We start from the raw sequence: 1,954 nt of genomic DNA, 5'->3' as shown, positions 1-1,954 counted from the left end.
GAGCGCGCCGGTGCGGCGGCCGACCCCGGGCGCCCGGCAGAGCCCGCTCACGCGGGGGGTCCGGGCCCTGCTGACCGACGCCGTCGCGGCCTACCGCAACCAGCCCGGCGCGGCCGGGCTGCTGGCCCGCCACCTGGAGCGCCTCGACGAGCCGCTGCGCGTCGCGGTCGCCGGCCGGCTCAAGGCCGGCAAGTCGACCCTGCTGAACGCGCTGGTCGGCGAGCGACTGGCGCCCACCGACGCCGGCGAGTGCACGCGGGTGGTGACCTGGTTCCGTGACGGGCCGGCGTCGCGGATCCGGATGCACCCGCACGCCGGGCCACCGGTCCCGCTCACCGTGCGGCGCATCGACGGCGCCCTGGTCATCGACCTGGGCGACACCCCGGCCGACACGCTCGACCGGATCGTCGTCGACTGGCCCTCGCAGAACCTGCGCGCGACCACCCTCATCGACACGCCCGGCATCGCCTCCCTGACCGCCGAGAACTCCCGGCGCACCGTGGCCTTCCTCGACCCCGACGACGAGACGCCCAGCGAGGCGGACGCCGTCATCTACCTGATGCGCCACCTGCACACCGCCGACGCCGACTTCCTGGAGACCTTCCGCGACGGGCCCGACGGCGGCGTCGGGCGGGCCACCGCGGTCAACACGGTGGCGGTGCTCTCGCGGGCCGACGAGATCGGGGCGGGCCGGGTCGACGCGATGTTCTCCGCCCGCGCGATCGCCCAGCGCTACCGGTCCGACCCGGCGGTGCGCGGGCTGTGCCAGAACGTGGTGGCGGTGGCCGGGCTGCTCGCCGAGACCGGGGCCACGCTCACCCAGCAGGAGCACCGGGCGCTGGCCGAGCTCTCGATGGTGCCGCGCGCCGATCTGGACCGCTCGCTGCTGTCGGTGGACCGCTTCCTGCGCGACGCCGGCGACGCCCCGACCGACGCGCCGAACGGTGCACAGGGCGTCGACCGCGCGACGCTGCTGGCCCGGTTCGGGCTGTTCGGGATCCGGCTGTCCACCTCGCTGATCCGCCAGGGCGCGGCCACGCCGGCCGCACTGGCCACGGAACTGGTGGCCCGCAGCGGGCTGCCCGAGCTGCGCGACGTGCTGCGGGTGCAGTTCAGCGAGCGGCGCGACGTGCTCAAGGCGCGCTCGGCGCTGCTGGCGCTGGACGGGGTCCTGCGCCACGACCCGCGCCCGGCCGGCCCGCTCGTGCGCGACCTGGAGCGGCTGCTGTCCGGGGCGCACGAGTTCATCGAGCTGCGCACCCTCGGGCGGCTGCGGTCGGGCGCGGTCGGGCTGCCCCGCGCGGTCGCCGAGGAGGCGGAGCGGCTGCTCGGTGACGCGGGCGGGGCGGTCACCACCCGGCTGGGCCTGCCCCCGGACGCCGACCCGGGCGCGGTGCGCCGGTCCGCGGTGACGACCCTGCAGCGCTGGCAGCGCCACGCGGTCAACCCGATGTACCCGCGCCCGGCCGCCGAGGCCTGCCGCGTCGTCGTGCGGACGTGCGAAGGGCTGCTGACGGAGGGCTCGGCCTGACCGCGCGGTGCGGCGAGGCCCCGGCCGGTCCGCTGATACGCGGCCCGGGTGTCGCAACGTCGACTCCCCACTGTGTCCTCGTGCACAGATCGCGCGCGCCCGTCCCCCGAGCATTGGTCGGGACGCAGGGCGAAGGGGGAACCAGTGTGGGAGCGACAGCGACACGGGAGCGGGGCCGGGGTCCGGCCCCCTCTTGCGGGGGGACGCGCGGGCGGGGCGATGTACGGGGGCGGGCGATGAGCGCCCGGGCCGACGCGGTGCTGGAGCCGCGGCTGTTCGCCGACTTCGCCGTCCCGGGCACCGGCGCCGAGGTGGCCACCGGGGCCGGCGCCGAGCGGACCGGGCAGGACGCGGCGCACGCCGAGCGGGCCTGGCTGGCCGGTGACGCGGTGGCCGCGATCGCCGCGGCCGACCGGGCGCTGG

Annotated in this window: 2 protein-coding genes; both read left to right on the top strand. The window is 77.6% G+C overall.

The window, feature by feature from the left end:
• Window positions 1–1,531: dynamin family protein (locus tag KIK08_RS38790; RefSeq protein WP_308258166.1), on the top strand; the 1,531-nt coding region annotated here is incomplete at its 5' end.
• Window positions 1,532–1,767: 236 nt separating this feature from the next.
• On the top strand, window positions 1,768–1,954 hold a 187-nt coding region (locus KIK08_RS38785; RefSeq protein WP_214408291.1), incomplete at its 3' end, for a hypothetical protein.

This window comes from Pseudonocardia lacus (assembly GCF_018531445.1).
GTDB lineage: Bacteria > Actinomycetota > Actinomycetes > Mycobacteriales > Pseudonocardiaceae > Pseudonocardia > Pseudonocardia lacus.
The sequence above is the reverse complement of the archived record's forward strand: the minus strand, read 5'-3'. Positions and strand labels throughout refer to the sequence as shown.